This is a genomic window from Acidisarcina sp., from assembly GCA_035539175.1.
Classification (GTDB): Bacteria; Acidobacteriota; Terriglobia; order Terriglobales; family Acidobacteriaceae; genus JANXZS01.
Window position 1 is genome coordinate 127,476 of record DATLIY010000013.1, and the last position, 21,821, is coordinate 149,296.

The following is a 21,821-nucleotide window of genomic DNA, read 5'->3' on the forward strand; positions in this document are numbered from 1 at the left end:
GCAAGGATGCCGGTACGGAGCGGGGAACAATCGCAGGAGGATCTGGTTGCGGAGGGGTGGGCCCGTTTGCCCGCGGAGTATCGCATGCCCGCGCAGCAGCCCTCGCTGGAGCAGGCACGCGATTACTGCCGTCGGCTGGCCGAGTCTCACTATGAGAATTTTCATGTGGCGTCGTGGTTTTTGCCGGAGCGCCTGCGGTCCCACTTCCATAGCATCTATGCGTATTGCCGCATCTCCGATGACCTTGGCGACGAGGTAGGGAATCGCGCGCAGTCGCTGGCTCTGCTGGATCTGTGGGGAGCGGAGCTGGATGCCTGTTATCGCGGAGAGACCCGGCATCCCGTCTTCGTGGCCCTGGCAGAGACGATCCGGGTCTGCGATATACCGAAGCAGCCCTTTGCCGATCTGCTGGTGGCCTTTCGGCAGGATCAGACGGTGACGCGCTTCCAGACGATGCAGGAGGTTCTGTCCTACTGCCAATACTCCGCCAACCCGGTAGGCAGGCTGGTGCTCTATGCCAGCGGGTATCGCGACGAGGAGTTGTTCCGCCTGTCGGACTTCACCTGCTCCGCTCTGCAGCTTGCTAATTTCTGGCAGGATGTCCGCGTGGATTTTGCCAAGGACCGCATCTACATTCCGGGCGAAGATATGCGCAGGTTCCATGTTGAAGAATCCGGAATCGCATCGGGGATCGCTGCGGGACACGCCAGCGAGGAGTTTATGGAGCTGATGCGGTTTGAAGTGGCCTTTGCTCAGAGGATGTTTGAACAGGGCCTGCCTCTGATCGGTAAGGTGGACCGCGAACTGGCGCTGGATCTCGATCTCTTTAGTCGCGGCGGGATGGAGATTCTTCGTGCCATCGAGCGGCAACGATACGATGTGCTGGCGTCGCGGCCCTCCCTGGGCAAGGGGACGAAGATGGCCCTGGCGGCGCGCGCGGTGGGCGGAAAGCTGCTGCCGTGGTTCCGCCTGCGCAGGGGTGCCGCGTGAGCCTGGAATTGACGGAGTGCTACGCGGTTTGCCGCGGCATTGCGCGAAGGGAAGCCAAAAATTTCTACTATGCGTTTGTGGCTCTGCCCAAGGCGAAGCGCAACGCAATCTGCGCGGTCTATGCATTTATGCGCCACGCGGACGATCTCTCCGACGACGAATCCAAGCCACACGCCGAGCGGCGGCAGGAGCTGGACGCGTGGCTGAAAGCGTGGCATGCGGCGCAGCGCGGTGAGTCCACGGAGGACCCAGTATTCATTGCCTTGCGGGATACCGCGCAGCGCTTCAACATCCCGGCAGAGTTACTCGATCAGCTCGTTGCAGGCACCACGATGGATCTTTGCTCGGAGCGCAAGCCGGGCGTGCTCGATACCTACCAGACCTTTGGCGAGCTCTATCGCTACTGCTATCTTGTCGCCTCGGTGGTGGGCCTGGTCTGTATTCGCATCTTTGGCTACAGCGACGGCAGGGCAGAGCAGTTGGCCGAGGAGACGGGCATCGCATTTCAACTGACCAACATTCTGCGGGATGTGCGGGAAGATGCGTGCCGCGGCCGTGTCTACCTGCCGCTGGAGGACCTGTCGCGATTCGGCACCTCGCCGGAGGAGCTTGCCAGTCTGCAGGATGGAAGCTCTATCCAGTCCCATCACCGCCAATTGTTGAAATTCGAAGCATCGCGCGCGCAGCACTACTATGAATCGGCGCAGAAGATGTTGCCCCTGCTCTCCCCGGACAGCCGTCCGGCAATGTGGGTTCTGGTGTCGATCTACAAGCGACTGCTGGACCACATGGAGGCGGACAACTACGACGTATTCTCTGCCAGGGTGAAGGTGCCAACCCACGAAAAGCTGTGGATTCTGACGCAGGGCGTTGGGCGCATGGTGCTTCAGGGCCTCGGGGTATAGAGGGGCTCATGGGAACAGCTTCGATCCAGAACCGGGGACAACTGGCCGCCGGAGACCGCATTCGATCCGTTACTGTGGTGGGGGGCGGAGCAGCCGGACTCGCCGCAGCCTGTGCGCTGGCAGACTCCGGCTATCACGTCGATCTGCTGGAGCGGCGAGGCTATGTCGGTGGACGAGCCTCTTCGTACGAGCACCCCGGCACGGCGGAGGTAATCGACAATTGCCAGCACATTTTAGTGGGCTGCTGCACCAATCTGATCGATCTGTATCGGCGCATCGGCGTAGAGAATAAGATTCGCTGGTTTGACCGGATTACCTTTGTGGAGCCGGGCGGCATGCGCAGTGTGCTGGAACCGTCGTGGCTGCCTGCTCCGCTGCACACCTCGCTCGCCTTCCTCCGGGCGCATGCTTTTTCCCTTGCGGACAAGCTGGCGATCTCGCGCGGATTGATGGCCTTTCTACGAGGAATTCCGGAGGACTCGGAGAAGAGCTTTGCCGACTGGCTGGTGGAAAATCGCCAGACGAAGGGCGCGATCGAACGATTCTGGAGACCGGCGCTGATCAGCGCGCTGAATGAGGATGCGGATCGCATCTCGGTTCACTACGCCGGAATGGTGATCCGGGAGATGTTTCTACGCTCTCCCGAGGCTGGCCGAATGGGCGTACCGACAATCCCGTTGAGCGATCTGTATGGTCGGGCCATGGAGTACATCCGTGTGCGGGGCGGGCAGGTGCATCTGCGCACGAACGTGGAATCTCTGACATGGAATGGGGATCGCCACTTCTGGGAGTTGCGGACGGGGGAGCCCGCGCAGTCGTTTACCAGTGACGCGGTGGTTCTGGCGCTCTCGTTCGAGGCAATGGCGAAGCTGCTTCCGCGGATGCCGCAAATGCCGGGAGTGGATGGATTGGCGGCCCGGCTCTCGCAGTTTGATCATTCGCCGATTACCAGCATCCACCTGTGGTTTGACCGGGAGATTACGGATCTGGATCACGCCGCACTGCTCGACTCGCGGATCGACTGGATGTACCACACCTCGCGCCTTCAACCCCAGCGGAAGACCGCCGACGGCAGCTACGTGGAACTGGTCTGCAGCGCCTCGCGACAGCTCACGAATCAGTCGCGGGAGGAGATTCTTGCCATGGCGATCGAGGAGTTGGGCAGGTTCTTCCCCCGGGTGCGCGAAGCGGTGCTCCGCAAAGCCGCAGTGGTGAAGGAGGTTCGAGCAACCTACTCCATCCGCCCGATGCTCGATCCAATTCGCCCCGGTCAAGGGTCGCCCTGGCCGAATGCCTTTCTTGCCGGCGACTGGACGGCGACCGGCTGGCCCGCGACGATGGAGGGTGCGGTGCGCAGCGGCTACCTGGCGGCGGAAGCGCTGACCCTGGCCGACGGTGCGCCACGGAAGATCCTGCAGCCCGACCTGGCTTCTACCGGCTTGATGCGGCTGTTCGACGAAGCATAGCGCCGTCTTTCGTTGCCAATGTTGCCAATTCGATAGATTGCTAGGGTGTAGCCGTTTCGGCTACACTCTGGGCAGAGGTGCACTATGCGTCAGGTTTCCCTTCGTGAGTTTCGTACCAGAGGTCAGAAAGCACTCGAGGACATTCCCCGCGGAGAAACCACTCTTCTGGTCGGGCAGAACGGCCCCGCTTTCTTTCTTGTCCCCGTATTCGGGGATGTTGCGCTGGAAGAGCGAGAGCTGCAGAGAGTTATTGCGAAGGCCAGTTTACGAGAGGATCAGCGCCTTGCTGCCGAGGCCGGTTTTTCTGAGGCAACTGATGAGGAGATCGAGGCTGAGATCAATCGTATTCGCGCCTCTTCGAGTACGGAGAGGGAATGCGCCTGATCGTGCTTGATTCGAACGTTCTGGTTTCCGCGCGTATCAACACTCAGGGCAGCCCTTCCAGGATTGTGAACCTGGTGCTGTACGGCGCAATACAGATAGTCACTAGCCCAAAGGTGTCCGAGGAGTACCGGGAAGTTACCAGTCGAGCAAAGTTCCATCCCTATGGATTTCCTCCACTCTGGTTGAGTGTTCTGATCAAGAACAGTCTGGTTCTCCCTGATTATGAAGTAGAGTCTTGCTCTTGTCCTGATCCGAAAGATCTGCCTTTCCTCGCGCTTGCACATGCATCCGGAGCATGGCTTGTTACTGGAAATCTCAGGCACTTCCCAGAGCAAGGCAGGAACGCTGTGATCGTACTCTCGCCGGCAGACTATCTGGTGCGTTTCAATGCAGCCACTGGACAGCGATTGGGCGGCGATGAAGCGTTGCCCTAGCCGGCCATAAGGGCGACGCCGAAGCAGACAAAGACAGCGGCCAGCCAACGGCGGCGATCGACATTCTCATGCAGGAAGAACCGGGCGGCGATGGCATTGCTCACGAAGGTGAGGGAGGCCGAGGCGGGAGCAACCAGGCTGACATTCGCGTTGCTGACGGCGAAGAGCAGAGAGAAGAAGCTGAGCGCCATACATACCACGCCCAGCAGGAAGCGGAGGTTGCCCGTCACTGCGCGAATGGCTCCGGTGAGTCCGCGCTCTGCTTTGATCACATCGAGGTCGCCGATCCTGCGCATGGCGGAGGCGGTGAGCACATCGCCGGCAGTTGCCGTGAGCACGATGGCAGCGATCATGACAGAGGCGTGCAACGCAGCAGGACTCATAGCCGCACCATCTCTTCTGCCTTGTTTACTTCCTTGTTCAGTGGCGGCTGTGCCTCTACCTGCGAATGGTCTGTATAGGACGGTCCCCGGGTGACGAAGCCCACGCCGAGCACAATCAGCACGATTCCAACCCAACGTGCGGGAGAGATCTGCTCATGCAGCCAGAAGCGGGAGAGCAGCGCAACCACCACATATCCAAATGCGGTGGAGGGGAGGACGAAGGTAAGATCGGCCCACGACAGAGCCGTGAGGTAGGACGCGAAGAATCCAAGCAGCAACAGGATTCCGGCGAAGACCCATGGGTTTGCGAGCGCATGAATCAGGCTGCCCAGATGATGCACGGAAACAGGGCCGAAGTCCTTCATGCCCTTGCCGAGAAAGGTGTCTCCCAGGGAGCCGGTCAGCATCACCGCGGCGAGAACCAGGTATCGGTGAAAGGTCATGGTGGATTGGTGGGTTTTCTTCATGATTCCAGTTATGTGAGTTAAGGGGCCCTCTCGCGATGCAAAAGCGGCCAGCAATACTTCGCTGACCGCTTGAAACACACTGCAAGACAGCTTACTCCGCGCCCTCTCTGTCGGTCAGGGAACGGCAATGGCGAAAAACTCTAAATATTCGCCTTAGCGGCGGCGGCAGCAGAGTTGGCTGCCTGGGTCTTGCTATCCCGGACGACCTTGTTGCGAGCTGCGCGCAGCTTCAGGAACGACTTTGCTTCGGTGTACAGACGAGGCAGATCGCGATTCACAAATGCCTTCCAGACCACGCGGAAGGCTGCCTTGGGCCGGAAGTAATATTCGTCATAAAAGCGGTGTACCATCTCGAGGACGTATTCCTTCGGCAGCCCCGGATACTCGATGTGGGCCATCTGGTGACCGCCCTCATCTGCCATCGCGCCTTGCTCCATGTTGGTAATGAAGCCGTTCTCGCGGGCGTACTCGTAGAACTCGGTGCCGGGAAACGCGTGAGCGATGGAAACCTGGATGGTCTCGACGTCGAGAGTCTTGGCAAAGTTGATCGTATTGCGGATGGACTCCTTCGTCTCTCCGGGCAGGCCAAGGATGAAGTCTCCGTGAATCACCAGGCCGAGGTCGTGGCAGTCCCGCGCAAAGTCGCGGGCACGCTCGATGGTGGCACCCTTCTTGATGTTCTTGAGGATCTGGGGATCGCCGGACTCGAAGCCTACGATCAGCAGGCGGCAACCTGCATCCTTCATCGCCTTCAGCGTTTCGCGGTCGGTAGTGACGCGTGAAGTGCAGGACCAGGTCAGGTTCAGCGGCTTCAGCTTTTCACACAGTTCGATGGTGCGTGCCTTCTGGATATTGAAGGTGTCGTCATCGAAGAAGAACTCCTTCACCTGCGGGAACCTCTCTTTGGCGCGCTTCATCTCTGCGGCAACGTCATCGGCGGAGCGCTTGCGCCACGCATGGCCGCTAAGCGTCTGAGGCCACAGGCAGAAAGTGCACTGCGCCGGGCATCCGCGGGTGGAGTAGAGAGAGACATACGGGTGCAGCAAGAAAGGCACGTTGTAGCGCGTTACATCCAGGTCGCGTTCGTAGATGTCCGTGACCCAGGGCAGGGAGTCGAGATCCTCGACCTGCGGGCGATCGGGATTGTGCACTACCTGGCCGTTCTTGCGATAGCTGATGCCGAGCAGTTCTTCGAGGGGTTTTCCCTCGGCAAACTCCTTCACCGTGTAGTCAAACTCACGGCGGCAGACGAAGTCGATCACAGGACACTCGTTGAGCGCCTTGTCGGGCGACGTGGTCACCGGGGGGCCTACAAAGGCAATTCTGATAGATGGATTCGCGCGCTTGATGGCTTCGGCAAGCTTCTGATCTCCGGCCCAGCCAACCGTGCTGGTGAAGAGGACGAGGAACTCGTACTCCTTGGCGATCTCGATGGTTTCCTCAGCCGAGACGTGGTGTGGCGGCGCGTCGAGCAGTCTGGAGCCTTCCAGCATTCCGGCCGGGTAAGCCAGCCATACGGGGTACCAGTAGGATTCGATCTCGCGGGTTGCGGGCCAGCGTGAGCTGGCGCCACCATCAAAATTCTCAAAGGAGGGCGGGTTCAAAAACAGTGTCTTCAGCGGCATAGGCGTAACCCTGATTTTACCACTCGGGCAGGGCCTTTCGGGGGACGGAGCTGGAAATGGACTGAGGTAGACATCAGTCTGGCCTGAGCTCTGGCTGTGTTCCGCCGGTGTCGGCTCACACACGGGAAGGCCGCTTTTCATGCGCGGCTCGACTTTAATGCTCCTTTAACACTGTTCCCGCCCAGGTTCCATACACTCGTCCCCATGCGGGATCAGCCACTTACCTATACTTCGACTCCAGGGCAGCAGGAAGGTACGATGATTCTGAAGCTCGTCGGCCCGCTCACGCTGGAGAATTTATTCGCTTTCCAGAAGGATCTCAATGAGACCCGGTCCAAGGTGCTCATCCTCGATCTTAGCGAAAGCCCCTATATGGACTCCGCCGGTCTGGGCGCGTTACTGAAGTATTACGTGTCCGCGGAAAAACAGGGCCGACAGATATTGCTGGCGGGTGTGAACGACCGAGTGAAGGCTATCCTCGAACTCTCTCATGTTGAAGGGATTCTCAAGAGCTTCCCCACCCCCGCAGAGGCAGAGGCCAGCCTCTGAGTTGAAGGCATAACGCTTCCGGGGGAATAGCTTTTGAAACCCCGGGGAGACCGTCAGTTTTTGGGTGCGCTTTTTGCCCAGTCTTCAACGGACCCCACGGCACGCAAGAGCGAGAGCCGGGCGCGGGTGAGTTCAAAATCGGCGTCGAGCGAATCCTCGTAGCGCTGCCGTTCTTCAATACGTGCGGTTTGCTCTTCGCGCGGCGTGAGGGGAGTGGCATTTGGCTGTCCACTGCCTGTCTGCAACTGCGTCAATATGGTTTCCAACTGGCTCTGAGCCAACTCCTGCTGCAGGGCAGCAACCTCGGCCTGGGCTGTCAGCTCCTCGATGCTCTGGTGCAGGCGCAGCGCCTGTTCTGCCGTCTGGTCGCGCAGCAAATCGGCCTGGGCAAGTGACTTGGCCGCATCGGCTCTCGACTCCCGTGCTTTGGCGTGCTTCTCAATGTCATACAAAGGAACTGTGATCTGGACTCCGATCCCGAAGTTATTGGATTGGAAGTGGGAGTAGTAGACATCGTAATTATTGAACCGGGCATAGCGGTTGTATTGTGCGGCAAAGGATACCTGTGGTCGCCAATTCTGCCGCGAATCCCCAAAGGCCATGTATTGGCGGGATTTGGCCGAAGCGTAAGCTGCCTGCACATTTTCGCTGGCGTTGAAGGCCTTTTCGTTCCATTCGCCTCCCGATACAAAATTCGGGGGCGGGGGGATGCTCTTTGCATCGGTAACAAAGCTGGATGCAGGCATTCCGGTAAGGTGGGCCAGTGTCTCCCGCAGCGCCGCGGCTTCGTTGGCCAGGTGGATCCGCTTTAGGTGGATGCGAGCCGCAGTCAGCCGGGTTCGGGTCAGCTCGACGCGCGGATCGAGTCCCGCCTCGGCGCGCTGCTGCTCGATGGCCGTAAGCTTGTCGACGTATTGCGACTCCTCTTCCAGGGCCGCCAGTTCATCGGTGGTCTTGTTCAACTGGATGTAATTGAGGGAAGCGTCAAGGATGACCTGCTGCCGCGCATCCTTCAAGGAGTGTTCGCTGGCTTTCAGCCCGGAACGAGCAGCGCGTATGTAGTCCGACTGGGAGAAGGTGAAGACCAGCGACTGCGCCGTCATGTCGTAAATCGAGGGCTGGCCAACAGGAAATCCATAAGAGTACCCAATCCCGGAGCCGATCGAGAATGCCGGGATATAGACGTCTTTGGTTTGGCTGAGTACCGCAGCAGCCTTCTGCACATCGGCGGTAGCGATGCGCACGCTGGCGCTGTTGCGCAGGGCCAGGTCCACGGTGGTGTACAGGGAGACTTGCGCGCGAGCAGCCACTGCGGGGCACAGCATAAGGCATGCGAGTGCAAACCACTGGATTCGACGCCTCACGGGCACGTTCTTCTCTAACGCCAAAGGGTAAAACCTCGTCATTCGAATACTAGTGTCCTGTACCGGCTGCCTGGCTGGCAGGCTTGTAATCGTGGGCAAGTGCGAGTGCTGCCTGAAATTCGTGTTGTGCGCCTGACGAATCCCCTTGCTTTGCCAGCAGCTTGCCCAGTTGCACATGGACCTCGAAGGCAGGAGAGTCTTCCGACTTCTGGTTTGAGCCAAGGTAATCCTTGAGCATCTGGGCCGCCAGTGGCAGTTCCTGCTGGCTCTTGATCAGCGTGGATGCGCCATTCACCAGGGCGACGGAGTGCAGCTTGTCGGCTGCGATGCCTGACTTGACCGCTCGCACCATGTCGTCCAGCCGGCCTCTCTTGCGATAGAAGGAGGCGAGCGACATCCACTCGTTTGCCGGATGCGGCGACGCTGAGATAGCAGCCTTGAATTCGGCTTCCTCCTGAACGTAATCCTTCTTGGAATCCGCGATACGGGCTCGCAATTCGTGGGCGCGGATTGGATCGACCAGGTTCAGCTTTTGCACCAGAGACTCGGCCTTGCTGGTGCTGCCGCCAACCATGGAAGGGGCGGAGCAATAGAACTCTCCCAGATCCGCCATGGCATCGGCATTGCGCCCATCCAGCGTGACAGCCCGCTCAAATTCATCGCGCAGCTTCCGGGCAAATCCATAAGCGGAGAACATGGAGGCGCGTTCGGCCTTGGCGCCATAGGCGCGTCCCAGCCAAAGGTGATAGTTGCTCGAATCCGGGGAAAGGGTGGTCGCACGTTCGCATTGCGCTACGGCCTGGTCCCACTGCTCCAACTGGAGGGAGACGCGGCACAGGAGGTTATGCGCCTCTGCGTTCTGATCGTTGGAGGTGAGCGCCTGCTTCAACCGCCGTACCGCATCGTCCGCCTGACCCTGGACAATGTCATTGCGTACTGCGTCCAGGCCGTCGGAGCTTGCAGCCCGGATGGCGGGACAGAATGTGGCTGCGAGGAGGAATGCCAGCAGTCTTGTGGATCGCAGGTAAGCCATGGCTACTTCACGATTCTCGACGGTGCGCCGTCCGTGAGCGGTTGACCGCTCGTGCTGCTCAGAGCGACTACGTCGTGCTCATTCAGACCACTCTCAATGCCGACCTGGGTCAGGTTAATGGTCCCCAGGGTGACAGGTGTGCGATGCAGCTTCTCATCGCGGACTACGTAGACAAAAGCCTTGCCATTTTCCGTGTGAAGCGCCTCGCGGGGGATGTTGAGGACATTCTTCTCGCTCTGGATAGTAACCGTAACCGTTACATTTGTATTCGGCAGCAGCGTTCCATCGGAGTCGTCTACCGCAACCAGCACTTCACCCACGTTGCGGGTTCCATAGGTAATGACGGTTGAGGGGATACGAGCAATGTGGCCGTGCCAGGCGCGGCCCGGGCGTGCATCCCACACAATCTTAATGGACTGGCCAAGCGCGAGCTTTCCCAGCTCCGGCTCGTCAAAATAGGCCCTGACCTGAATACTGGAGAGATTCGCCATTTGCAGGAGCAGCTTACCTTGATCCGCAAACTCCGTCCGCGAGACGGGCAGGGAATAGACGGTACCCGCGAATGGAGCGCGAACGTTGGCCTGGTTGATAACTTCCTGCGCCGCGGCATAGGAGGCCTGTGCATCGGCAAGCGAAGCGCGTGCGTGGTCAAGATCGGCCTTGGAGTAGCGAGCACCCTGACGTTGTTCCAGGTTGGCTACGGAGGCATTTGCACCATCCAGCCGCTGTTTTGCCGCAGCCACTTCGTTGGGAGAGGCCGCCCCGGTGCTTTGCAGGCGCTGTAAGGCTGCCAAGTCACGTGTTGCCTGGTCGCGTTCGGTCTTCGCCTTGTTCAGATCGTTGCTGAGGGAAAGCCGCTCGTCCTGGGTTCCACCGCGCAGCACCATATCGTAGTTTGCCTGCGCGCCCTTTAGAGCGGCGAGGGCAGCGGCCAGGTGGGAGCGGGCATCGGTATCATCCAACTGCAGCAGGAGCTTACCTGCGGGGACCTGGTCGCCCTCATGAACATACAGCTCTTTTACCGTGGCGGAGATGGGGCTGTGGGCTTCGAAGTTGGTTTGCGGCTCAACTTTGCCGTTCGTGCTGATCTGGCTGACCAGTTCGCTACGCGTGACCTCGGCGGCCCGCAACTGCAGCTTCTGCCTGGTTGCGGCGCGCACGCCATAAAAGACGAGGAACAGAACCAGTAGGGCCCCAATCCAAAGCAAACGCCGGTCGATTTTTTGCCTAACAGCTTCTGTCATGTCGCGTCCGTGGTTCAGTATATCTGACTCAGGCGCTAGCCTTTAGGAATCAAAAAATGCAGGCGTACTCGAATCGCCAAGGGTGAGAAGCGTGATGCGGGATCAGACTTGTTGCGTACAATGTCGGTATGGCCACTTCGCCGCGCTACACCGACGAACACGCAAAAGCGGGGCTGGATTTCCGCTTTCCCGAGATTGAAACCTGGGAAAACCAGTTTCCGGCGTACGAAATCCTGATCGACGATCCGGAATTCACCTCCGTCTGTCCGAAAACGGGATTGCCCGACTTTGGCGTGATTACCCTGCGATATATGCCCCGCGACCGCTGTCTCGAACTGAAGTCCTATAAGGAATATCTGTTCTGCTACCGGAATCTTGGCATCTTCCAGGAGAACATTACGAACCAGATCCTCGAGGACGTGGTGAAGGCCACGAACCCCATCTGGGCGGTGGTGAAGGGCGATTTTCGCCCGCGGGGAGGCATCTCAACGACAGTGGAAGCGCGCTGGCCGCGGCCCAGCCCCGAGAAATAGCGCTTGCCTCAGCCCAGCGAGCAGACTTCCCGACGGAGCGCCACGAGGGCAGCCGGCATCGCGCTTCTCCTGCTGACCGGGCTGAACCTCTTCAACTTTATAGACCGCTACATCCTGCCGGGTGTGCAGCCGCTGGTGCAGAAAGAGTTTGGCGTCAGCGACGAGCGCATGGGTGCGCTCACCTACGCATTTTTTATTACCTACATGATCGCGGCGCCCTTGACGGGCTGGCTGGGCGACCGCTTTCCGCGCAAGCCGCTGATCGTCGCCGGCGCGTTGCTGTGGAGCGCGGCTACGCTGCTGACATCGCTGGTGCATAGCTACGAGACACTCTATATCCGCCATGCCGTTGTTGGCATCGGGGAGGCAACCTTCACGATCTTTGCCCCGGCTTTGCTAGCGGATTATTACCCGGAGATGGATCGAAACCGGATACTCACCCTCTTTTATACGGCGATTCCGGTAGGCGCAGCCCTGGGGTATCTGACGGGGGGAATGCTGGGCCCGCGTTACGGATGGCGCGCTCCTTTCTTTGTCGCGGCGCTGCCCGGCGTCGTGATCGCGCTGCTGCTGTGGTTTTTCGTTCAGGAGCCGGAACGGGGAGCCTCCGACAGCTTTGCTCCGACGCTGAATCGCACCACGGTTCGCGGCCTGTTACGCAACCCGGCCTACTGGGGAGCGACGCTGGGCATGGCGATGATGGTCTTTTCCATGGGCGGGATCTCGGTGTGGCTGCCGACGTTTTTCTATCGCTATGGCGGTTACTCGTTGCAGCTCTCCAACCAGTTGATAGGCGGCATTACGGTGGTGGATGGCATTGTAGGCACCTGGCTGGGTGGATGGCTGGCCCAGCGCTGGCTCCAGCACAACCATCGGGCGCTCTATTTGCTTTCGGCAGCGAGTGCCGTGCTTACGATTCCCTTTGCGGCGGTTGCGTTTTTCGGGCCGCGTTCGCTCCTGATCCCCGCGGTATTGCTGGCGGAGTTCTTCCTCTTTCTCAACACCGGGCCGCTGAATACCGCGATCGTCAACGCCATCGCGGCGCCGGTCCGCTCCACTGCCATTGCGGTCAATCTCTTTGTGATTCACCTGCTGGGCGATGCCTCTTCGCCGAGGCTTATCGGCAGCATTTCGGATCACAGTTCGCTGCGCGTCGGCCTCGGTGCGACCCTGATCTCGCTGGTGCTCTCGGCGGCGATTCTGCTCGCGGGATCGCGTTTCGCTCCTCGCATGCAGGCTGCGGAGAGATAATGCTTCATCTCTCGAAAACCGTTGCATAACAGGACTGTCCGCAAGGGCCGCACGCACTGGATACTGGATACGTGGAGACTCTGAGTCCGTTGGGCTGGGTACTGCTGGTTGCAAGCTGGGTGGTGGCGCTTGGCTGGCTTTGGCGGGTAAGTACGGCACTGCGCGGCCTGTCGCGGATGCCGGATCTTATGAAGCAGCCGGCTCCTCTAAAGAGCGGGAGTGAATCTCCGGTGCTGGCGGTTGTTGTACCGGCGCGCAATGAAGAAGAGTCGATCGAAGCCACCCTGCGGTCTCTGATGGCAATCGAGGGATTGACGATTGAAATCATCGCCGTGGACGATCGCTCTACCGACGGCACCGGCCACATAATGGACCGCCTTGCGGCGGAGGCAGCGAGCGGCGCGCTGGTGAGCAGGAACACTCTGCGGATTCACCATGTAGAGCAGCTCCCCGAGGGGTGGATGGGAAAGACGCATGCCATGGCGCTGGCCGCGCACATGACGGCTACCCCCTGGCTGCTGTTCACAGATGCCGACATCGTCTTTCGCGCCGACTCTCTGGCTCGCGCGTTGGATTTTGCCGAACGCAGCAGAGCGGATCATTTGGTGGTCTTTCCTACGCTCCTCTTTCGCAGCCGCGGCGAACGGATGATGATGAGCCTGCTGCAGGCGCTTGCGATCTGGGCGTCGCGCCCGTGGAAGGTTGCTGATCCCCGTGCGCGCCGGGACTTTCTCGGAGTTGGCGCGTTCAATATGATCCGTCGCAGCGCCTACGACGCCATCGGCGGCTTTGAGGCTCTGCGGATGGAGGTGCTCGAAGATGTCCGCCTGGGCTACGAGGTCAAGCATCGCGGATTTGCGCAGCGCGCAGCCTTCGGGCCGGAGCTGCTCCACCTGCACTGGGCTTCGGGAGCCTTCGGAATTCTCAACAATCTCACAAAAAACGCGTTTGCCATCTTCCGCTTTCAGTTGGCGCCTTTGCTGGTCGCGATGCTGGTGCTGGCTTTGCTGTGCCTGCTGCCGTTCGCGGGTTTTCTGCTGACTCCGTGGACGGGGAACTGGATTCTTCCTGCGAGCCTGCTGGTGCTGCTCTCCCTGCTGGTGTTGTACCGCTACTACCAGCGGTTCACGGGGACCAGCTTCCTGTATGCACTCACCTTTCCCATCGCTGCGTGCCTCTTCCTCTATGCGGTGTTGCGGTCTGTGGCGCTGACCTTGTTTCGTGGTGGAGTGGTGTGGCGCGGCACGCTCTATCCATTGCGGGAGCTGAGGAAGCAATGCGGTCCGTTATGGTAGCGTGTTGACCATGATTCCTTCGCTGCGTGTGCGCAGATTCCTGGCGGTTGCCGGAGCACTGTTTTTGTTGACCTCATCGCTGCGTGCGCAGCAGGCGATGCCCCGAGCCGGGGCGGCGAAGACCATTGCCTTGAGCTTTGACGATCTGCCGGTGAGCACGATTGGGCAGGACCCCTCGCCCGCGGCACAGCAGCGCGCTCAAGAGATCACGACAAAGATACTTGCGACGCTGAAAAAGCATGGCGCGCCAGCCATTGGCTTCGTCAATGAGCAGAAGCTGAACACGCCCGGCGCACGGGATGCCCGCACCTCTCTGCTGGAAAACTGGTTGCGCGCTGGCATGCTGCTGGGCAATCACGGCTACAGTCACCTGGCCTTTGGCGAAGTTTCGCTGGCGGACTATGAAGACGACTTTCTTCGCGGAGATGTAATTACTCCGTTGCTGGTGCGCATGCATTCGCCAAAAGATGCGCCCGGGCCGCGCTATTACTATCGCTATCCTTACAACGACACCGGAGACACGGCAGCGAAGAAGCAGGCATTCCTTGCGTTTCTTACGTCGCACCACTATGCGATTGCGCCCATGACCTTTGAGAACGATGACTGGATGTACAGCGCTCTCTATGAATCGGCAGCGAAGAGCGGAGACCAGACCGCAATGGAGCGCCTGCGAGCCGCGTACATGGAAGAGAGCGAGCGCAAAATTGCACGCATGGAGCAGCTCTCACAGGATTCCTTCGGGCGGCAGATTGCGGAGATCGCCGATCTGCACGTGAACCAGATGAACGCCGATGCGCTCGACGATCTGCTGACCCTCTTCGAGCATCACGGATACCGCTTCGCTCGATTTGACGAGGCGCTGGCAGACCCTGCATACCGGACCAGGGATGAGTATGTGGGCTCCGCGGGGATTTCGTGGCTCTATCGCTGGCAATCGGCATTAGGGCGAAAGACGGATTTTCGCGGGGAACCCTATCCGCCCCAGTGGGTGCAGGACGCTTACAAGAAGCTGATTGCAAAATAGGAAACGGGCGTGCTCACCAGCCTTTAATGCCGCGGGCTGAAGGTGCTGCGGTGGCGGCTGGCGCGTGCCGTCGGGTCGCGGAACGCGGTCGCCGAGTTCTCCGCGGAAAAGCCTTTCAGAAGGGCAGGATTGGGTTGGAATTTTTCGCTGCCGCCGTGGAACTGGCGCTCGCGGTTCAACGAGATCTCCGTGTGCGAGTTGAAGGGCCGCACGATGCCGCGGATCTGAACATCCTGCCCGCGATAACGGTTCAAGTCGCCTACTTCTTTGCGGTCCTCATCGCGGCTGACTACCGTGAATCGGCACTCTTCGTCGGGCGTAGAGGGTCTGCATAGATCGAGGAAACGTGTTCCATCGGATAGCTCGACAACATCGTAGACGTGGCCTGCGATGCAGACGTCTTTATTGACATGCCCGGCGGCGGCCTCCGGTGCAATGCAGCTCTTGGGCGCAGCCAGCGCAGAGGGCATCAGGCAGATCGGCAGAATCCATGCGGCCAGTCGCACAGGGGTTCCTTTGTCAAAAGAAGTTGGATTTGCTTTCTGAGTATAAGTCTTTCCGGCTCCTCGCAGGTGTTCTTAAAGCGAAAGTGCCCACCGCAGATTCGCTGCGGTGGGCACTTCAATTGCTGGACTCCGGACTCAAGACGGACGGGATCTTCGTTCTATCGAACCTCGACCAGGCTCTCGGTGTGCAGGTTCGATCCATAACGGTTCTGCACGTATTCGTCGAGGATCTTTGTGAAGTCGGCCACGATTGTATCGCCGCGCAAGGTCGTCATCAGGCGGCCATCGACATAGACGGGAGCCTTGGGCTCCTCGAAGGTACCGGGCAGCGAGATGCCAATGTTCGCGTGTTTCGATTCGCCGGGTCCGTTGACGACACAGCCCATGACGGCGAGCTTCAACTCCTCCACTCCAGGGTAGCGCTCGCGCCAGGAGGGCATGCTCTCGCGCAGATAGTTCTGGATCTGCTGCGCCAGCTCCTGGAAGAAGGTGCTGGTGGTGCGCCCGCAACCGGGGCAGGCCGTGACCTGCGGCGTAAAGCTGCGGATGGAGAGCGATTGCAGAATCTGCTGCGCTGTCTGGACCTCTTCGGTACGGTCGCCATTTGGCTTGGGCGTGAGGGAGACGCGGATCGTGTCGCCAATACCCTCCAGCAGTAGCGGTGCGAGGCCGGCGGCGGAGGCGACAATCCCTTTCATCCCCATCCCCGCCTCGGTCAATCCCAGGTGCAGGGGGTAGTCGCAGCGGCTGGCCAGCACGCGGTAGACATCGATCAGATCGCGCACGCCGCTGACCTTGGCGCTGAGGATGATCCTGTCATGGCCGAGGCCATATTTTTCCGCAGCCTGGGCCGACCCGATTGCGCTCACGACCATGGCTTCCATCATTACGTCGCGCGCTTCGAGCGGCTTCTCCAGCTTGGAGTTCTCGTCCATCATGCGCGTCAGCAGCGACTGGTCCAGCGATCCCCAGTTCACGCCAATTCGCACCGGCTTGTCGTTCTCGATGGCGCACTCGATCATGATGCGGAAGTTGTCATCGTTGTGGCGGCCGATGGAGACATTGCCGGGATTGATGCGGTACTTCGAGAGCGCCTTCGCGCAGTCGGGATACTTCTTGAGCAGCAGGTGCCCGTTGTAATGGAAGTCGCCCACGATGGGGACGTGAACTCCCAGACGGTCAAGCCCGGCCACGATGTGCGGTACTGCCTTCGCTGCATCGTCGTTGTTGACGGTAACGCGCACCAGTTCCGAACCAGCCGCGGCCAGAGCAACCACCTGCTGGATGGTGCTGGCGGCGTCGGCGGTATCGGTGTTGGTCATCGACTGCACCACAACGGGCGCCTCGGAGCCAACGCGAACCTCGCCTGCTCCGGTGCCAATGCGAACTGTGACGGTCTTCCTGCGATGAATATCGGCCATATTTCCTCAAGGATAGTTTACAACCCTCGACCGCAGAGGCAGTCTGCTAAGTTCCGATCCCTAAGTTTCGATACCGGGTTCGTCCGACGAGGCATTGCCGTAACTCATGTTCAGGCAATCATATGCGGCCGGCCTGCTCCGCGCGGATCAGGATGACAATTAGGAGATCCGCTGGGGTCGCTTGCCCATGCTCTTTCATCGCTTGCGGAGGCGCGGGTGATGCGTCGCATCAACAATTGCTAGCCAGTTGCAAGCGGTGAAAATGGTGACCCCGGGAAGATTCGAACTTCCGACCTGCGGTTTAGGAAACCGTTGCTCGGAGGTTACAGTACCGTAGGTCAGTCGATGTTCACCGGCAGCGAGAGCCGCCAAAGCAGGACAGGAATAATAATCACGTCATGGGGGGCGAGCTGTCAAACGAAAAACGATTACCATCCCGATTCTCCGCCCTCCACAGATCACGACCAGCGGCGACTGCTGCCGTATTGCTGTGCGACAGGTCCGTAATAGTCTGGCTGCGGCGGAATCCGCTGCTCATACGATTGCTGCCAGGTGACCCAGCGACGCTGCGCAGCCTGCGAAATATGCGTATAGTGGCGCCTCATCCTCTCACCGACGTGACCCGCCCGCGACATAATGATGTCGATCGGAGTGCCGGCCTCGGCCATGCGCGTGATTGCAGTGTGCCGCGTGTCATAGGGTCGAAACCAGGTGAGCCCGGTTGCCACCCGCAATTCGTTCCACGCACGCTTCAGCCCCGAGCTCGTCATCGGCTGGTCCGGATGATAGGGCCCGGTGCCGTGGCGCAGCGGAAACAGATAGTGCTGCGGCTCGACCGAGCCCAGTTCGCGTGCACGCTCCACCAACCGCTCGACAGCCCACAGCACATCCGCGCCGACCAGCTCGATGGTCCGATGCCGATATTTGTTTTTCGCGCCGGCATATGGAACGCTGATGACCTGCTGGTAGAGATTTATGTCGCCGATCCGCAGCGCTCGCTCCTCATTGGTGCTCATCGTCGTCGCAAAGGCGAGCTGTGAGTACCAGTGTGCGACCATCCATTTTTCTCTGCTTCGCGAAACGTCGAGCCAGATGCGCTGCTCCTGCATAGTCAGTGCGCGCGGGATGTCCTGCTCCTCGACCAGGAGAGGCTCATACGCGTCGTCCAGCTCCGGCGTCCAGGCCTTCCCCCTTTTCATGATGGCCTTCAGCAGCGCCAGCTCCTGATTGCATTTGAGCGGAGACGCGGGACTCGGCCCCTTCTCCTTCGCGCCGCCGCGGGGGATGCGAATGAACGGATCCGTGCCCGAGGTGCGCGCAATTTGATATTGCTTGAGGTGCCCTGGATGGATCTTTTCCAGCGGCAGGGCGCCGAAAAACAACCTGAGAGACTCAATATATTGGCGCAGAGTGCGCTCGGTGGTGGGGCGAATATATCGCGCGGGATGCGATGGATCAGCTGCCACGGTGCGGTAGCTGATCCATAAGTCTGATGCGTGAGAAAAATCAAGGACAGGAGTAATGGCGCAGAGATACATAGCTCGCAGTTCGGCGCACGCCGGGCAATCTATGTGCCCGATCGTGTGCTGGTTTGGATTGTGTCGTTGCGTCCGATTGTAATCACCCACGATTGCACCCGCCCTGCAACTCCCTAGTCATTGACGCGACTCCTGTTAGATACCTGTTAGACAGTCAATAGCTACCTGATGAGTACACATTTCGTCGGGTACGATGCCGCTATGCCCGCAATGAAGCAAATCACACTGCGATTGAGCGCGAGCCAGTTGCGCCAACTGGATCGGCTCGCCGACAAGCTGCAGATCGATAAGGCGAACGTGATTCGGCTTGCTATTACCCGCCTGGCCGAATCCGAAAGCATCCCCCGCACGTCCCGCTGACGGAGTTCTCGGTATTCCAAATTCAACATGGTTCCGCGCATATTCCGTCACCCTTTGTGACCGTGCGATTGTTTGTACTATGTATGTACATCATTTGCAATGCAAATAATTGCAAATGATACGAATCACTATTGCAACGCTAGCCGTGTTGGCTTAGAGTTGTTTGGCATGAAGCAAGCCCCACCGAAAACCAGCAAGAAAGGGCGGCCGCAGGCACAGACGGTTTGTCTGCGCGTCCAGCCGCAGCAGCTCGAAGATTTGGATCGATTGGCGGATCGGGCGGGAACCACGCGCAGCAGCCTGATTCAGCTAGCTATCGCGCGGCTGCTAGAGAAGGGACTCTGATATGGAACGGAACGAATTGTTACTCGCAGCAGCGATGGAAGAGCGCAAGAAGGCGGCCGTGCCGCAAGTGGGGGCGGCAGCTCCGACTACACCGCTCACACTGGGCAAGCTGGCGCTCGGCGTATTCCTCGGCGACATGCTGGCCGGCATCGTCGGAGCCGCGCTCTATGTCCTGGTGCACAACCTCTGAAAGGATTGCTATGCGGACACTACTGACAGCTTTCATTCTTACTGCCTTTGTATCCTCTGGAGCCGAGACCCACAGCTCGGTGCAAACCAAGTCTCATATCGATCCAGGGATAGCCACGACATGGATCGAGCCGCTACACGTGCCCCCTGGGCAGGGACCGGCCCTCAAGATGCGCCTGAGGTTCGAACCGTATGTCGGCCAGAAGCTCGACAAAAAAGAGAAGTTCTTTCGGCTCGCGATTACACCCATCGGAGGACTAGCCGACATAGATTACCCTGACGGCGTGTCGCTGCTCTTCGTCGCAGATGGGGCGGAGACAACCATTGAGCAGGTGAGGGCAGTATTCAAGCAGGGACTTTTTGGCCCGACTCCTGATTACTCCTGGGACGCGCCTGTTGCAGCCGCCCTGGTGCGCAATATTGCCGCGAGCAAATCGGTTTGGGCTACCGTCCTATCGCGCGGCGGCCAGCGCATCAGCGTCCAGCTCACCGATCGGCAGATTGGAGTGTTTCGCGATATGGTTCAGGTTTACGACTCAATGGAGCCTCAGGCCGCGGCCGCGGACATCGTGCACCCTTAATCCGCAAATACACTGTTACGCACTATGCCAGCAGATTAGGCGGGCTCGTGGGCCTATATCTTTACGGCCTGCTTGGTTGTCTTGTGCTGGCTAGGGATAGAGTGCCGCATTGCGTTCTCAGCGCTGTCATTCACCCGACCCTGCATGATGGTCTGAAATTTGTCTGGAGCGGAATCTAGTAGCGCAGTCTCATCGTGCGTGAACTTGGCAAACACCGTACTAGTTGGCACACGTACATAGTTGCCGAGTAACTCATCCCGGGTGAGAGTGGCTTTCCATGCAGCATAATCTGCATCGCTGATGGTCTTGACCTTGTGCATCTCGGGGTAGTGGATGGTCTTGTCTGTGCAGAGCTGCACATGGACCTCAGCCTCTCTTCGTGCGGGGTTGAGCGTCATGGCTACTCCGCAATCAGGGCAGAGGACCGAGCCGTCCTTTTGGATTAGTCCCGCTTGCTTAGCCATCTCTGGAGATAGAGACGCGTGGCAGCAGGTGCAGGGGATGTTAGGGTCTGCGCAGTTCGAGCACCGACACACGTAGAGAGCCGGATACTCGTGGACGTGCATGACTGGATCTCGGTAGCAGTAGTGATCGAGCGATGCGAGGAGAGATGTCTTTTTATTGGGCATGGGGAGTTATACCTTTGCGACGACCGCGCCATTGCTGTAGGTGTATTTGTCCAGACCGTTGGCGAGCAGCATGTCGTGTGTCGCCTTATCGATGCCGACCGGCTCCTGCATAGGATGGTCCGATCCAGAGAGTGGAGCACCGCTCGCGTCTACCAGTGGGTTACCGTTCGCGTCCTTGTATTCGACCCGGTTTATCAACGGGACAATCGTAATAGTTGGGTCGCCGCAAACGTGCACGATGTTTCCTGCTGAATCGTATTCGAGAAAGTAGATCATCTGATCCTCACATGTAGATGTATGAGACGTCTGGATAGGTGGCAGCATTAAATTGGTCGTTGACCCAGAGATCATTCGACATCACTTCGAAGTTTCCATTTCCGACGTAGTCTACTTGGTGGGAGACTTTGTACCGTGGCGCAGTGCTCCACGTCTTATTTACCGTGTTGTACGTGTGCCTTGTCGCCGGGAAATAGGCAGCCAGCCATACATTAGGCTCGAACCCCGATACGGTGTAGACCGTCGCATACTGATTCGAGCCAAGCACCACAGTCCCACTACCCGGAGCGAGTGTTGTACTGGCTACTCCAGTCAGCAGGTTTCCGGATGCGTCACATAGACCAGTACCACTAGCTGTTAGCTTCGCCAGTGGTGTACCTGTCCCGAGGCATAGCTGGCCATTATTATCGATTTGGAGCAGTTGGGTTGTTACCCCACCGGACTCGTCATTTATCAGGATAGGCATCTTAGATCACCGTGTAGGTTACATTGTTGATCGCGGTGGTTGTCCCGTTTGCCAGCGTGATTGTGGTAGACGTGGCGGAAACATAGATGCCAGCAGAGCACGAGCCACAGCCAGTTTTACCAGAGTACGACGCTGTTACCTGTGAGAATGGGGATATGGACGCAACTACCCCGGAGGTTCGCTGTAGAGCAGCCGACGGAACGCGGGACCGAGCGAGCATCGAGCCACTCAGCAGTGCAACTCCATTCAGGGTTATAGGTCCTGACGGAGTTGCCGATCCTACCTCGACATTAAGCGAGTTGTCCGCGCTGAATCTCTGCGTACCGTCATTTATCGTGAATGACATGGATCACCAGATTACATAGTTGAGGGTCACGGACACTGTAGAATTGTTCGTCCATGTGGCCGCCGTCAGGGTTATAGTGTCGGGGGGCCATGTAGCCGTTGCAGATGGCAGATTAGAGAGGTTGTAGTTGACAACTAGCTGCTGACCTACCGCCAGCGTGGTAGATCCGCTGAGGTACTGCCCTACACCCGGACCGCAGATACCATTGCCAAATAGC

General features: G+C 59.0%; 28 protein-coding genes and 1 tRNA gene. 14 read left to right on the forward strand and 15 right to left on the reverse strand.

The window, feature by feature from the left end:
* The first annotated feature begins 6 nt into the window (after nucleotides 1-6).
* The 5 genes from hpnC to VM554_16110 all read left to right on the forward strand — a co-directional run bounded on the left by hpnC (nucleotide 7) and on the right by VM554_16110 (nucleotide 4,179).
* Entirely contained in the window at nucleotides 7-990 is a 984-nt protein-coding gene (gene hpnC, locus VM554_16090; GenBank protein ID HVJ09900.1) for a squalene synthase HpnC, read from the forward strand.
* Nucleotides 987-1,895, forward strand: coding sequence for a phytoene/squalene synthase family protein (locus VM554_16095; GenBank protein ID HVJ09901.1), 909 nt, complete (start codon nucleotides 987-989; stop codon nucleotides 1,893-1,895). The genes hpnC and VM554_16095 overlap by 4 nt, the downstream gene beginning before the upstream one ends.
* Nucleotides 1,896-1,903: 8 nt before the next feature.
* Nucleotides 1,904-3,361 carry a hydroxysqualene dehydroxylase HpnE gene (gene hpnE, locus VM554_16100; GenBank protein HVJ09902.1) on the forward strand — a complete coding sequence of 486 codons (1,458 nt, stop codon included), beginning with the start codon at nucleotides 1,904-1,906 and terminating at the stop codon, nucleotides 3,359-3,361.
* 84 nt (nucleotides 3,362-3,445) lie between these two features.
* Nucleotides 3,446-3,745 carry a hypothetical protein gene (locus VM554_16105; protein ID HVJ09903.1) on the forward strand — a complete coding sequence of 100 codons (300 nt, stop codon included), beginning with the start codon at nucleotides 3,446-3,448 and terminating at the stop codon, nucleotides 3,743-3,745.
* Nucleotides 3,736-4,179 (forward strand): putative toxin-antitoxin system toxin component, PIN family, encoded by a 444-nt coding sequence (locus VM554_16110; protein ID HVJ09904.1) that lies wholly within the window; start codon nucleotides 3,736-3,738, stop codon nucleotides 4,177-4,179. Before VM554_16105 ends, VM554_16110 begins: the two co-directional genes overlap by 10 nt.
* Here VM554_16110 and VM554_16115 read toward each other — a convergent pair.
* The 3 genes from VM554_16115 to hpnJ form a co-directional block, all read right to left on the reverse strand.
* A complete protein-coding gene (locus VM554_16115) occupies nucleotides 4,176-4,562 on the reverse strand; it encodes an EamA family transporter (protein ID HVJ09905.1) in 387 nt (128 codons plus the stop codon). The genes VM554_16110 and VM554_16115 overlap by 4 nt on opposite strands.
* Nucleotides 4,559-5,029 carry a DMT family transporter gene (locus VM554_16120; protein HVJ09906.1) on the reverse strand — a complete coding sequence of 157 codons (471 nt, stop codon included), beginning with the start codon at nucleotides 5,027-5,029 and terminating at the stop codon, nucleotides 4,559-4,561. The genes VM554_16115 and VM554_16120 overlap by 4 nt, the downstream gene beginning before the upstream one ends.
* A gap of 140 nt (nucleotides 5,030-5,169) precedes the next feature.
* On the reverse strand, nucleotides 5,170-6,654 hold the full coding sequence (gene hpnJ, locus VM554_16125; GenBank protein HVJ09907.1) for a hopanoid biosynthesis associated radical SAM protein HpnJ: 1,485 nt from the start codon (nucleotides 6,652-6,654) through the stop codon (nucleotides 5,170-5,172).
* 204 nt (nucleotides 6,655-6,858) lie between these two features.
* On the opposite strand from hpnJ, the gene VM554_16130 reads away from it, so the two are divergent.
* Nucleotides 6,859-7,203, forward strand: a complete 345-nt coding sequence (locus tag VM554_16130) for an STAS domain-containing protein (protein HVJ09908.1) — start codon at nucleotides 6,859-6,861, stop codon at nucleotides 7,201-7,203.
* A 53-nt stretch (nucleotides 7,204-7,256) separates the two neighbouring features.
* Here VM554_16130 and VM554_16135 read toward each other — a convergent pair whose 3' ends face one another.
* Genes VM554_16135 through VM554_16145 form a run of 3 tightly spaced genes read right to left on the reverse strand, consistent with a single transcriptional unit; the run spans nucleotide 7,257 to nucleotide 10,844 of the window.
* Nucleotides 7,257-8,567 carry a TolC family protein gene (locus tag VM554_16135; protein ID HVJ09909.1) on the reverse strand — a complete coding sequence of 437 codons (1,311 nt, stop codon included), beginning with the start codon at nucleotides 8,565-8,567 and terminating at the stop codon, nucleotides 7,257-7,259.
* A gap of 49 nt (nucleotides 8,568-8,616) precedes the next feature.
* Entirely contained in the window at nucleotides 8,617-9,600 is a 984-nt protein-coding gene (locus VM554_16140) for a tetratricopeptide repeat protein (GenBank protein ID HVJ09910.1), read from the reverse strand.
* 2 nt (nucleotides 9,601-9,602) lie between these two features.
* A complete protein-coding gene (locus VM554_16145) occupies nucleotides 9,603-10,844 on the reverse strand; it encodes an efflux RND transporter periplasmic adaptor subunit (GenBank protein HVJ09911.1) in 1,242 nt (413 codons plus the stop codon).
* 128 nt (nucleotides 10,845-10,972) lie between these two features.
* On the opposite strand from VM554_16145, the gene queF reads away from it, so the two are divergent.
* From queF to VM554_16165, 4 genes are all read left to right on the forward strand, one after another.
* On the forward strand, nucleotides 10,973-11,377 hold the full coding sequence (gene queF, locus VM554_16150; GenBank protein ID HVJ09912.1) for a preQ(1) synthase: 405 nt from the start codon (nucleotides 10,973-10,975) through the stop codon (nucleotides 11,375-11,377).
* A gap of 3 nt (nucleotides 11,378-11,380) precedes the next feature.
* Nucleotides 11,381-12,628: an MFS transporter gene (locus VM554_16155; protein HVJ09913.1), complete on the forward strand. Its 1,248-nt coding sequence runs from the start codon at nucleotides 11,381-11,383 to the stop codon at nucleotides 12,626-12,628.
* 71 nt (nucleotides 12,629-12,699) lie between these two features.
* Entirely contained in the window at nucleotides 12,700-13,923 is a 1,224-nt protein-coding gene (locus tag VM554_16160) for a glycosyltransferase family 2 protein (protein ID HVJ09914.1), read from the forward strand.
* A 10-nt stretch (nucleotides 13,924-13,933) separates the two neighbouring features.
* On the forward strand, nucleotides 13,934-14,947 hold the full coding sequence (locus VM554_16165; protein ID HVJ09915.1) for a polysaccharide deacetylase family protein: 1,014 nt from the start codon (nucleotides 13,934-13,936) through the stop codon (nucleotides 14,945-14,947).
* Between the two features lie 23 nt (nucleotides 14,948-14,970).
* On the opposite strand, the gene VM554_16170 is transcribed toward VM554_16165, so the two are convergent.
* The 4 genes from VM554_16170 to VM554_16185 all read right to left on the reverse strand — a co-directional run bounded on the left by VM554_16170 (nucleotide 14,971) and on the right by VM554_16185 (nucleotide 18,340).
* Nucleotides 14,971-15,453 carry a hypothetical protein gene (locus tag VM554_16170; GenBank protein ID HVJ09916.1) on the reverse strand — a complete coding sequence of 161 codons (483 nt, stop codon included), beginning with the start codon at nucleotides 15,451-15,453 and terminating at the stop codon, nucleotides 14,971-14,973.
* A 158-nt stretch (nucleotides 15,454-15,611) separates the two neighbouring features.
* The gene (gene ispG / locus VM554_16175) at nucleotides 15,612-16,874 is read right to left on the reverse strand and encodes a flavodoxin-dependent (E)-4-hydroxy-3-methylbut-2-enyl-diphosphate synthase (GenBank protein HVJ09917.1); all 1,263 of its coding nucleotides are present in this window, start codon (nucleotides 16,872-16,874) and stop codon (nucleotides 15,612-15,614) included.
* 263 nt (nucleotides 16,875-17,137) lie between these two features.
* A tRNA-Arg gene (locus tag VM554_16180) sits at nucleotides 17,138-17,244 on the reverse strand.
* A gap of 88 nt (nucleotides 17,245-17,332) precedes the next feature.
* Nucleotides 17,333-18,340, reverse strand: coding sequence for a tyrosine-type recombinase/integrase (locus VM554_16185; GenBank protein ID HVJ09918.1), 1,008 nt, complete (start codon nucleotides 18,338-18,340; stop codon nucleotides 17,333-17,335).
* A gap of 282 nt (nucleotides 18,341-18,622) precedes the next feature.
* On the opposite strand from VM554_16185, the gene VM554_16190 reads away from it, so the two are divergent.
* From VM554_16190 to VM554_16205, 4 genes are all read left to right on the forward strand, one after another.
* Complete coding sequence (locus VM554_16190; protein HVJ09919.1) at nucleotides 18,623-18,772, forward strand: ribbon-helix-helix protein, CopG family; 150 nt, start codon at nucleotides 18,623-18,625, stop codon at nucleotides 18,770-18,772.
* 168 nt (nucleotides 18,773-18,940) lie between these two features.
* On the forward strand, nucleotides 18,941-19,117 hold the full coding sequence (locus tag VM554_16195) for a ribbon-helix-helix protein, CopG family (GenBank protein ID HVJ09920.1): 177 nt from the start codon (nucleotides 18,941-18,943) through the stop codon (nucleotides 19,115-19,117).
* Nucleotide 19,118: 1 nt separating this feature from the next.
* Complete coding sequence (locus VM554_16200) at nucleotides 19,119-19,307, forward strand: hypothetical protein (GenBank protein ID HVJ09921.1); 189 nt, start codon at nucleotides 19,119-19,121, stop codon at nucleotides 19,305-19,307.
* A gap of 10 nt (nucleotides 19,308-19,317) precedes the next feature.
* Nucleotides 19,318-19,887 carry a hypothetical protein gene (locus VM554_16205; protein ID HVJ09922.1) on the forward strand — a complete coding sequence of 190 codons (570 nt, stop codon included), beginning with the start codon at nucleotides 19,318-19,320 and terminating at the stop codon, nucleotides 19,885-19,887.
* Between the two features lie 53 nt (nucleotides 19,888-19,940).
* On the opposite strand, the gene VM554_16210 is transcribed toward VM554_16205, so the two are convergent.
* The 5 genes from VM554_16210 to VM554_16230 all read right to left on the reverse strand — a co-directional run.
* Entirely contained in the window at nucleotides 19,941-20,285 is a 345-nt protein-coding gene (locus VM554_16210; GenBank protein ID HVJ09923.1) for a hypothetical protein, read from the reverse strand.
* Between the two features lie 237 nt (nucleotides 20,286-20,522).
* Nucleotides 20,523-20,792, reverse strand: coding sequence for a hypothetical protein (locus VM554_16215; GenBank protein HVJ09924.1), 270 nt, complete (start codon nucleotides 20,790-20,792; stop codon nucleotides 20,523-20,525).
* 7 nt (nucleotides 20,793-20,799) lie between these two features.
* Nucleotides 20,800-21,258 (reverse strand): hypothetical protein, encoded by a 459-nt coding sequence (locus VM554_16220; protein HVJ09925.1) that lies wholly within the window; start codon nucleotides 21,256-21,258, stop codon nucleotides 20,800-20,802.
* A gap of 1 nt (nucleotide 21,259) precedes the next feature.
* Nucleotides 21,260-21,604, reverse strand: a complete 345-nt coding sequence (locus tag VM554_16225) for a hypothetical protein (GenBank protein ID HVJ09926.1) — start codon at nucleotides 21,602-21,604, stop codon at nucleotides 21,260-21,262.
* A 3-nt stretch (nucleotides 21,605-21,607) separates the two neighbouring features.
* On the reverse strand, nucleotides 21,608-21,821 hold a 214-nt coding region (locus tag VM554_16230; GenBank protein HVJ09927.1), incomplete at its 5' end, for a hypothetical protein.